The 9,404-nt window shown below is 39.0% G+C and carries 9 protein-coding genes; 3 read left to right on the forward strand and 6 right to left on the reverse strand.

Features of this window, described 5'->3' with window-relative positions; all coding sequences use genetic code 11:
• Nucleotides 1–161 precede the first annotated feature (161 nt).
• The 4 genes from FTU37_RS15725 to grpE form a co-directional block, all read right to left on the reverse strand.
• On the reverse strand, nt 162–539 hold the full coding sequence (locus FTU37_RS15725; protein WP_168379524.1) for a hypothetical protein: 378 nt from the start codon (nt 537–539) through the stop codon (nt 162–164).
• Nucleotides 540–659: 120 nt separating this feature from the next.
• A complete protein-coding gene (locus tag FTU37_RS15730) occupies nt 660–1,571 on the reverse strand; it encodes a matrixin family metalloprotease (RefSeq protein ID WP_180042176.1) in 912 nt (303 codons plus the stop codon).
• Between the two features lie 214 nt (nt 1,572–1,785).
• On the reverse strand, nt 1,786–3,726 hold the full coding sequence (dnaK, locus tag FTU37_RS15735; protein WP_180124627.1) for a molecular chaperone DnaK: 1,941 nt from the start codon (nt 3,724–3,726) through the stop codon (nt 1,786–1,788).
• Between the two features lie 154 nt (nt 3,727–3,880).
• A complete protein-coding gene (gene grpE, locus FTU37_RS15740) occupies nt 3,881–4,420 on the reverse strand; it encodes a nucleotide exchange factor GrpE (RefSeq protein WP_111885723.1) in 540 nt (179 codons plus the stop codon).
• 938 nt (nt 4,421–5,358) lie between these two features.
• Between grpE and FTU37_RS15745 the strand changes: the two genes are divergently transcribed.
• On the forward strand, nt 5,359–5,586 hold the full coding sequence (locus FTU37_RS15745) for a hypothetical protein (RefSeq protein WP_252725869.1): 228 nt from the start codon (nt 5,359–5,361) through the stop codon (nt 5,584–5,586).
• Between the two features lie 182 nt (nt 5,587–5,768).
• Here the strand turns inward: FTU37_RS15745 and FTU37_RS15750 are convergent, their stop codons facing one another.
• Nucleotides 5,769–6,338 carry a hypothetical protein gene (locus FTU37_RS15750; RefSeq protein WP_168379529.1) on the reverse strand — a complete coding sequence of 190 codons (570 nt, stop codon included), beginning with the start codon at nt 6,336–6,338 and terminating at the stop codon, nt 5,769–5,771.
• A gap of 201 nt (nt 6,339–6,539) precedes the next feature.
• On the opposite strand from FTU37_RS15750, the gene FTU37_RS15755 reads away from it, so the two are divergent.
• Nucleotides 6,540–7,610 (forward strand): alpha/beta hydrolase, encoded by a 1,071-nt coding sequence (locus FTU37_RS15755; protein WP_180027164.1) that lies wholly within the window; start codon nt 6,540–6,542, stop codon nt 7,608–7,610.
• A 63-nt stretch (nt 7,611–7,673) separates the two neighbouring features.
• Here FTU37_RS15755 and FTU37_RS15760 read toward each other — a convergent pair whose 3' ends face one another.
• On the reverse strand, nt 7,674–8,345 hold the full coding sequence (locus FTU37_RS15760; RefSeq protein WP_180027167.1) for an acetoacetate decarboxylase family protein: 672 nt from the start codon (nt 8,343–8,345) through the stop codon (nt 7,674–7,676).
• A gap of 101 nt (nt 8,346–8,446) precedes the next feature.
• Between FTU37_RS15760 and FTU37_RS15765 the strand changes: the two genes are divergently transcribed.
• Complete coding sequence (locus FTU37_RS15765) at nt 8,447–9,016, forward strand: peptidylprolyl isomerase (RefSeq protein WP_180005529.1); 570 nt, start codon at nt 8,447–8,449, stop codon at nt 9,014–9,016.
• The last annotated feature ends 388 nt before the right edge of the window (nt 9,017–9,404 follow it).

The raw sequence follows: 9,404 nt of genomic DNA on the forward strand, positions 1-9,404 counted from the left end.
ATGGAGAAATCTAATCGGTATGTTATACCTGAGAGAAGAGTGAGGAGTTATCCAAGGGTTGTAAAAGGAAAACCTCAAAAATACCCAAGAAAAAGCCAGTCAATCTCTTAACTGACTGGCATTACTCATTTTGAGGGCTTTTTTAATGTTTAAAATCGATATTAGGCTTCAAATTTAAGCGCTTCTAACAGATCTAAAATCACTGTAGTTACGTCTTGACTCAATTGATAATTATTAAAAATTTCATAAGCTGTAATGGTGACATCGGTATCACTCGGAAGCAGGCGTTGCTCTTCTTCGATGAGGTCACGGATCGGCAAAAGGGTTTGTTTGACTTGTAAATGCAAGACATCTTTAAACTCAAGATTTTCGTCTTCGAGTTCAATGAGTTGCTCATTAAAAAATGGTAAAAGTACCGCATGGAGATAAGGTTGAATTTCGGTAATATCAAAAAGCTCAATATCACGGGTTTGTTCAATCGTGCTGATGTGGTCATTCACTTCAATTAAGATATGGTAGTAACTCACATTGCTCTCCACGGAAGATGTCATTGATATAAGGGAATTATTGCAGATCAACAATAACATGAAATGCTGATTTTTGTTGGTGAATCCTGCAATATCCTTATAAATTGTATGGTTTTTTATGCTCAGGGCACACTAGCGATAATACAGTAAGCTTTGGTCTGCTGGCATTAGTTTAAAGTTTTCTAATTGTTGCGCGCCCAAGATTGGGTACATTAATGCAGTAGGGTCATTATGGTGAGATAAGCCGAGAGCATGTCCGAGTTCATGGGCAAGGGTGAGGCGTAAATCATCTTCGGCATCAAATTGATAAATCTGAATCTGATCCTCCATAAAGACACCTTTATGGAACTCTCGTGCAGGAAAGCGCTGACTGGCTTGTATCACGCCTGCATTATATTGATCGATTTGCTGGTTATAGCTTGAGACTTGTTGGTTAAATTGATCATTTTGCTGATTAAATCGATCTATTTCTTGGTCTAATTGCATCGCTTGTGCTTTAACTTGCTCAAGTTCTCTTTCAACGCGTTGCATATTGGGGCCTTGTGTATGCTCTATTCGGCTCCAATTCATACGTTCTTGCGACAGCTGTGCGATTTCCGCACGAATCATGGCTTGTTTTGATCGGAGCTGTTGCTCATTCATCTCCAGACCTTTTCTCGAATTTGCTAAGTTCTCGGCATATAAATCATTACGGGCTTTATCTGCGGCTAAGGTATTTTGGACTTGCTTATAGGCATTGTATTGTTCTTGACGATCATCATAAATTAGATGGATTGCCAGTTGTGCATTTGGGTCATAGATAAATAATGGTTTGAGTGTTCCTTTATGCCATATCTCTGCGGCTTCTTCGCTAAGTTGAATGACTTGTTGTTGGCTTAATCCAAAACGCGGATCGACATCAGCAACCCGATAACGCAGTCGGGTATCGAGAGGGTGTAAAAGTCGATCTGAAATTGAATTAAATTTCAGTTGAGGATGCTGCTTGGTTTGAAAGATCCACCAAGTACTCAAAACGATGACAACAATAATTAAAATCAAACGCATAGCGTCGCAAAACTTGATTATTTTACATTAATTTAACCGAAATTTAGCGCTATGCAAATCTAAGTTTAGACAGATTGGCAGTCGAGAAGAATGTGGCTGTTTGAGCTTAAGCGTGTTATTTGAATATTGCCTGATGCAGATAAAATCATCCACAAAAAAACCGCGCTTTCGCGCGGTCTTTTTGAGCTTTGAAAAACTCGGTTAAAGCGACAAATTATTTTTTGTCATCTTTAACTTCAGTGAACTCAGCATCTACAACGCCGTCATCTGCTTTTTGAGCTTGACCTTCAGCGCCTTGGAAAGCGTTAGGATCAAAACCTTCAGCACCGCCTTGACCTTGTGCAGCTTCATAAGCACGTTGAGTGATCGGCATAATGATGTTTTGAAGTGCTTCAGTTTTCGCTTTGATTGCATCTACATCGTTTTCTTTAGTCGCTGCTTCGAGCTCAGCTACAGCAGCATCGATTGCAGATTTCTCATCAGCAGTTACCTGTTCACCAAGATCTTTTACTACTTTTTGAGCAGAAGAAACAAGTGCATCAGCTTCGTTACGTGCTTTCGCTAATTCTTCAAATTTACGATCTTCTTCAGCATTCGCTTCAGCATCTTTGATCATCGCTTCAATTTCAGCATCGCTCAAACCAGAGTTAGCTTTAATTTGAATGGATTGCTCTTTACCTGTGCTCTTGTCTTTCGCAGATACTTTCAAGATACCATCAGCGTTGATGTCAAATGATACTTCAATTTGTGGCACACCACGTGGAGCAGGTGGGATATCGCCTAATTGGAAGTTACCTAACAATTTGTTTTGTTGAGCCATTTTACGTTCACCTTGGTAAACTGAAATGTCTACAGCAGGTTGGTTGTCAGCAGCAGTTGAGAACACTTGAGATTTCTTCGCAGGAATCGTGGTGTTTTTCTCGATGATTGCTGTTAACACGCCACCCATTGTTTCGATACCAAGAGTCAATGGAGTTACGTCAAGAAGAAGTACGTCAGTTTTATCACCTGAAAGTACTGCACCTTGAATCGCAGCACCCATCGCTACAGCTTCATCTGGGTTCACGTCTTTACGTGGCTCACGGCCGAAGAACTCTTGTACTTTTTGTTGTACAAGTGGCATACGAGACTGACCACCCACCAAGATTACGTCAGAGATGTCAGAGGTTGAAAGACCTGCATCTTTAAGTGCAATCTTACATGGTTCAATTGTACGAGCAACCAATTCAGCAACTAAACCTTCAAGTTTAGAGCGAGTCACGTTGATCACTAAGTGTTTAGGACCAGTCGCATCTGCTGTGATGTATGGAAGGTTGATTTCTGTTGCATTCGAAGAAGAAAGCTCGATTTTTGCTTTTTCAGCAGCTTCTTTTAAACGTTGAAGTGCAAGCGGATCTTGTTTCAAGTTTACGCTTTGTTCTTTCTTGAACTCTTCAACCAAGTATTCAATTAATGCATTATCGAAGTCTTCACCACCAAGGAATGTATCACCGTTTGTAGACAACACTTCGATTTGTTGGTCGCCATCAAGGTCAGCGATTTCAATGATTGATACGTCGAAAGTACCACCACCTAAATCGTAAACCGCAACTTTACGGTCGCCTTCTTTTTTGTCCATACCGAACGCAAGTGCAGCAGCTGTTGGTTCGTTGATGATACGTTTAACATCTAAACCAGCAATTTTACCTGCATCTTTAGTCGCTTGACGTTGAGCATCGTTAAAGTACGCAGGAACAGTAATTACCGCTTCAGTTACTGTTTCACCAAGGTAGTCTTCAGCTGTTTTTTTCATCTTTTTCAAGATTTCAGCAGAGATTTGTTGTGGTGCAAGTTTCTTGTCGTTTACGTCAACCCAAGCATCGCCATTGTCAGCTTTGATGATTTTGTAAGGTACAAGGCCGATATCTTTTTGCACAGCTTGGTCTTGGTACTTACGACCGATCAAACGTTTGATTGCAAATAATGTGTTTTTAGGGTTAGTCACTGCTTGACGCTTAGCAGATTGACCGACAAGGATCTCGCCATCTTTATACGCAATAATAGATGGGGTTGTACGAGCGCCTTCAGCGTTGTCGATTACTTTTACTTTGTCGCCTTCAAGTACTGCTACGCAAGAGTTTGTAGTACCTAAGTCAATACCAATGATTTTCGCCATTTGGATGTTTCCTCTAAAATTCTTTTATTCCCAAACTCTTCCCTTTCTCAAAGGGAAATAAAAAGGGATTTACTTGTTATCCGATATGAGAGCCAATCAAAAAATTTCAAGTAATATTGGTTAAAATTTTTAATTCGTCTCAGAAAATTTGGGTTTATGCACCAACCATAACCATAGCTGGACGTAATAGACGACCGTTTAAGCTATAGCCTTTTTGCAATACTGTCCCAATTTCATTCGATTTGGCATTTGGATCGATGCCCACAGCTTGGTGAAGATCTGCATTGAAACCATTTGCAGTATCCACAGCAACCACACCAAATTTTTCTAAAGTGCTGAGCAATGATTTCAGTGTAAGTTCTACACCTTCAGATAAACCTGATTTTTCATCACCTGCCGCAGCAATCGCGCGTTCAAGGTTATCAACTGACTCAAGCAATTGTTTTGCAAATTTTTCCAGCACAGTATCTTTATGCTTTTCAGATTCGCGTTGAATGCGTTCTACACTTTTTTGCGCTTCATATACGGCATTTGCAGTACGTGCTTTTTCAAGTTTTAAGCTTTCTTCTAAATTGGTGATTTGTGCTTGTAAATCTTCAACTGAAACTTCAGCTTGCTCGTTTTCAGCTTGAGTTTGCTGTTCTGCTTGCTCTTGTTGAAGATCTTGAGCGTCTTGGTTTTGCTCAGTCGCCATTGATTTACTCCGTTTAAATGGGTTCTTAAACATGTTCAGTCCTTATAGCTGTGCGTTCAAACGACATCGATGCGTAACTGCCATGCGTTTTGAATTCATGATTAATAAAAGAAATCGGGGCAGGGGATAAAAATTCAAGCGAAGTCAGCGATTAAATGCAGTTTTTTATTCAAATAAATGGTTTTTCAGCAAAATATCGACTGCAAAATTAAATTCTATGAAAATATAAATTATTGATTTGAATGTATAATCATATTTTGATCGGATTTATAGATTTTCATCATAAATTTTAACGGTTTCTCTTTGTGCCTGAAAATTTGCATAATTTATCTATCGGAAGTGACCATATCCACTGGAGAGAGGGATATGGTGACTACCTCTAGATTTTAGAAACACTTTTCCATGCTGATTTCCCAAGAATCAGCATTTTTTTTGCCTCAAAAAATAGTGGTTAATATTTATACATAAAAACTCTTAGTATCAGTTTTATTAAATATTTCACAAAAAATGATCAGCACAGTATTCTTTGTTTCAGATTCTATCGCTGTAGTTTCTTAATTTATTTCAAATGTGTTTTTCATGGCCTGCTTCTCTCATAAGCAGGCTTTTTTTTGCATGAAATTTATAAAAACAGCCACTTAAGTAACTGAGTTGCAAGTTTTGTTGAACTTTGTTGTATTCAAAAGCTGTGATCACGCTTTATTCAAAAATCATTTATATTTATTTTTTTAATAAAAAACAAAGCACTTGAGTTAAAAAAATGATGTAAAGCCTCAATATAAAAGAAAACTGCCTGATTAATAAAACATTTCATAAGCTGTACCGTGCCTCGTACAAAGTACAACTCAGAAGGTGGGAACTTCACAGAATTATTTTCCATTATGACTCGGGCAAAGTTGAGCTTTGCTTTTAATGATTCAATGAAGGAAATAATGAAGATGAAAAAAATTGGTTTATTCGCTGTCGCAGTTTTAGGTTTTGGTTTAGCTGCGGTAGGTTGTACTTCTCAAGAAACTGTAGAATCTCCAGAAACCGCACAAGTAACGTCTGCAACTGAAGCATCTGTAACGACAGAGCAATCGGGTGCTGTGGTTCAAGCAGATCCATCAGCTCAAGGTGCTGAAGTTCAATCTGCGCCTGCACCACAACCTACAATTCAGCAATAAGATTGTTTAATGCTCTCTGACCTGTAACAACAGGCAGTCAAGAATAGACAGAAGATAGGATGCCTCTTCTGTCTATTTTCTTTTCTATTGCTTTTTTTTATCTTTTCTATTTTTAGTGAACGAAAAAAAAGCCCATCATGTAGATGAGCTTTTTACTTTTAACCGATCTGCAAAAACAACAATTAACGGCGATTTTCCCACGCGCGACGACGTTCTTCAGCCGCTTTACGTTGTTGATCTGATGCCTTTCTTAAATCTTGAATATTTTTTTTGCGCTCTTGCTCAATTTGTTTTCTACGATCTTGACTGGCTTTACGGCGCTGTTCTTCTAAGCGCTGACGCTCTTTGCTGACTTTTTGACGATCTTGTTCAGCACGTTTACGACGTTCAGCTTCAGAGTATTTACGCTGTTGTTCTAGACGTTGACGTTCGAGTTCGTTTTTACGACGATCCCACTCTTGTTGATTTTTACGATTCTGTTCCCAGTTACGCTGGTCAAGTTGCTGCTTTCTACGTTCGAGCTCTAAACGATTACGTTGTTGTTGCTGACGTTCCCATGTACGGCGGTCTTGTTCATAACGACTGTCGTAACGGCGATCATAACGATTATCATAGCGTCGATCATTATTATCATAACGGCGGTCATAACGTTGATCATAACGTCCATCGTAGTAACCATCTTCAGGGAATGCTACGCAGCCTACAGCCAAAAAAGCAGTCGCAAAAGACAGAAGGATGATCTTTTTAGCCATGGTGAGTATCCTTTATCGAGAATGGGTTAGCATAATCAACCCATAAAACTTGGGTAAATTGTCAATGACAACTCTATAAAAGAAGATTAGCTTAACTAGGTCTGTACTATGTATGTCGATGTTGAGACTTATATGTGAATATGGTCACATTTGACCTAGATCATGTAGAAAGTATGAAGAGCATAATTCGAAGGATAGAGCATGTTTGCATTGAATGAATCACTTAAAAATATGAAAGATAAAGGCCAAGGTACGGCTGCTCGGTTACTTGATCGTCTTCCTAACTTTGCCAAAGAAAGCCTCGCAAAACGTCTCGATTATCCGTTTATTTTTCCAGAATTAGATCCGCTGGTGAAATGCATGATGGCGGCTCAACTCAAGCAAGGTAAGTCAGGCTTTGTGACCGAAGACTATGTGAAGTCTCGTAAATTATTTGATTTACAGATGGAGTCGATCAAGACCAAGCCGACCTTTGTGAAACAAGTGCAAGATATACGTCTACCTTTACAAAGTGCAACGCTGTTTGCGCGTCATTATCATCCTGCTCCAAATAAAAAATTACCGATGATCGTGTTTTATCATGGTGGTGGTTTTGTGGTGGGTGGTTTAGACACGCATGATGAAGTTTGTCGTTTATTGGCTGTGCATGCCAAAACACAAGTTTTAAGTATTGATTATCCTTTAACACCAGAAGCCAGCCCAGCTCAATTAATGCAAAGTTGTGAAGATGCATTGGCTTGGACTTATCAAAATAGTCGTCAGTTTAAAATTCTAAAAAATCGAATTGCGGTGGCAGGGGATAGTGCAGGCGGCAATATTGCTACTGCGGTTGCACAGCGCAGTGCTCAAAAAGTTTTTGCCCCGCAAGCTCAACTATTAATTTACCCAGTAGTGGATTTCAAGAGTCGCCACCCATCTTTCTATGCTTATAAAGATGGTCTAGTTCTGACTGAAAAAGATATTGATGTCGTAACGGCTTTATATGCAGAACAACATGCAGTGGCCTTAGATGATCCATTAATTTCACCAACCTATGGAAAATTGGCAGGTATCGCACCCGCGTATATCGTGACAGCAGGGCATGACGTTTTACATGACGAAGGTGAAATTTATTCGCATAAACTCCGTCAGCAAGGGGTGAAAGTGTTTTATCAAGAATATACCGATCAAACCCATGGCTTTATTAACTTAACCCCGGTTTCGCACCGAGCTAAAAAATACGTGATCGAGATCAGTACGAAGTTCCGTAAATTTTGGGATAAACGTAGCTAATCATTCCTTTATATAAAGTAAACCCAGTGTTTCACGTGAAACACTGGGTTTTTATTTATTGGGTTATTTATCTTGGATTTTTGCAGCAGGAAAAACGAGGCTAAATTCTGGGATATAAAAGCTTTGCAATAATCGTGCTTCAGAAAAATTTGGAAAAATGTCCTGTGTGTTGTGCCATTCTACCTGTTTCAGTTTAGAGAGCCGTCCACGAAACTTCGGTGAAAATTGATAACGCTTACCTTCCCACGCTTGTCTGATTTGCAACATCGCTGCAGGGATATGATGACTATTAATATAGAAAGAACGCTGTGAACGTGATTTTTTTAAACGGATCTGCATTTTGTGTTGTTCAACTTCTATAGTACAGACCACTTCATTGTCATGTTGTTGCCATTCAAACTTTGCCAACTCTTTAGGAATACCCCAGAGTTTTTGACCATGAATGACAGAGATATCTGTCGAAACATAAATCTTAGGAATCGAACTTAACCTTTTCTTACTCCATAAAGGGTGATCTAAAATTAGCAATTCGTCATAAGGGCCCACAGGTGAATCATGGTATCGGACCAATAACACCTGAACCACACGACCTAAAGGCGATGTCGCTAAACGGAACATCTGCGCTTGTTGGATAAAACTCGGAGAGATCCAATAATTCAAAATAAAAGCATCGCCACGCAGTTGCCAAGGCGGTAAATGTGTCAATGCAGTGTCCGACGGTATTATTTGCGTCATCATTGTTCTCGTTTTAATAATGGCAGAATAATTACTTTTTAATCATCAAAGACTAATATACAGTCAATAACAAGTACGAGATCAACCAGAAGAGTTAGCAAATGTTAAAACAGATTTTATTTACCGCAGCACTTGGCTGTGTGAGCTTAAGCAGTTTTGCTGCCAATACTATTGTCGAAATGAAAACCTCTCAAGGCAATATTGAAATTGAGCTATTCAATGACAAGGCACCTATCTCAGCTAAAAACTTTGAAAGCTATGCAAAAGAAAAATTTTATAACGGCACGATCTTTCATCGCGTGATTCCTGGATTTATGGTTCAGGGTGGGGGCATGGATGTCAAAATGCAGGAGAAGCCAACAAAAGCGGCTATTAAGAATGAATCAAGTAATGGCTTGAGCAATAAGCGCGGCACATTGGCAATGGCACGGATGAATCATCCTGATTCAGCAAGTAGTCAGTTCTTTATTAATGTTGCAGACAATGACTTTCTCAATAAAAGTGCAATGAATGCGGGATATGCTGTTTTTGGTAAGGTCACTAAAGGTATGGATATCGTCGATAAAATCGTAAAAGTTCCAACTGCGAACTATGGAATGCATCAGAATGTCCCTGTAAACCCAGTAGTTATACAGAGTGTGGTGATTAAAGCAGCACCTGTAAAAAACTAAGCACACAAAATAGGAAAAATATTTTACATGATATTTGTAATAAATATCATGTATTTATGTGAGTAAAGTGTGTTTTTTGAACCATAATGGTGCATAAAAATAAAACACTCGTGTTCTTTGTGAGTGAAAAGCACTTGCACGTGTAAGAAATTGCCCTATAATGAGCACCATACCGACGAGATAGACGGAAACGAACGAAACGCGAAGCGTTGAGTTGTTAAGTTTATCGAAGTCCAGCTTCTAGCATTGACGAGATGTTAGGAAGATCATTAAGAGATTATGAAGAACAACTTGTGTGGATTTTTACTGATTGATCGATCGAAATTATTTTCATTGATTGATGGTAGAAATTACTCGAAGTTTATTTGAGCAAATTTTTGTCAGTAAT

The organism is Acinetobacter sp. YH12097 (genome assembly GCF_013419225.1).
GTDB lineage: Bacteria > Pseudomonadota > Gammaproteobacteria > Pseudomonadales > Moraxellaceae > Acinetobacter > Acinetobacter amyesii.